2 protein-coding genes are annotated in these 903 nt (G+C 36.5%); both read right to left on the bottom strand.

Going from position 1 to position 903, the window contains the following annotated elements:
* Window positions 1-140 precede the first annotated feature (140 nt).
* On the bottom strand, window positions 141-458 hold the full coding sequence (locus TP70_RS10150) for a hypothetical protein (protein ID WP_156962282.1): 318 nt from the start codon (window positions 456-458) through the stop codon (window positions 141-143).
* 143 nt (window positions 459-601) lie between these two features.
* On the bottom strand, window positions 602-903 hold a 302-nt coding region (locus tag TP70_RS10145; protein ID WP_044361435.1), incomplete at its 5' end, for an RNA-guided endonuclease TnpB family protein.

Here is a 903-nt window from a genome sequence, read left to right as displayed (position 1 = left end):
CATCAATTTGCACCTCTCAGTCATTAGAGTAGTTACTCAAATTATACATTAAAATAACCCTATAGACCGACACTCTTTTTTTAGTGTCTAATCTATAGGGTCCAGTTTAAATACCTGTTACCTCTTTAAAATACGGTTCTCTATGCTATAATACCTTTCTTTAAAATGTGCTTGAAGAACAGTGGAAATGTCAACGCATTAAACAGAAAGAAGGATGCGCAAATCATTAATGCATAATTCATATTCAAACTATAAACATAACCACCTAACGTACCGCCCAACGCATCACCCACAAAAAATGCAGATTGTGACATACCAAATAAAACGCCTAAATATTGTTTCGGATACATCTGTAATTCCATTAACTCTTGCGTAATAATTGAGCCGGTTAGAAAGATAGCACGTAAAGTTAATATTGCTAATACGATCCATGCAACGTAGGATTGTGAACTACTCACCACTTAGCTAAACATAGCGTTTTTAACGCTTGAAGTGGGAGCTTCTTGGGAATAGAGCGTACTTGATAGTTTATTTCTTTGCTAACAGCGGTGTCTCTTATTTACCAAGCTATCCCCGTAGTTCCTACGGTTCTTGATGCTACTTAAGCGAATGCCATTATTCTTAGACCTTCTGTCAATATATTTCTACTAGCGTTGATATCTCGATCGTGATGTGTATGACAAATAGGACAAGTCCATTCTCGGATTTCAAGAGACTTCTTGCCGTCTTTGTGACCACATTTCGAACAGATTTGACTAGATGGAAACCATTTGTCTACCTTAATGATTTTACGTCCGTACCAATCAGCCTTATATTGTAATTGCGTCACAAAACGAGACCAAGAGACATCAGAAATACTTTTTGCCAGTTTATGATTACGTAACATACCTTTTGTGTTTAAGT

It is taken from the genome of Staphylococcus microti (assembly GCF_000934465.1).
Taxonomy (GTDB): domain Bacteria; phylum Bacillota; class Bacilli; order Staphylococcales; family Staphylococcaceae; genus Staphylococcus; species Staphylococcus microti.
This window is presented reverse-complemented; position numbering and strand designations above follow the sequence as displayed.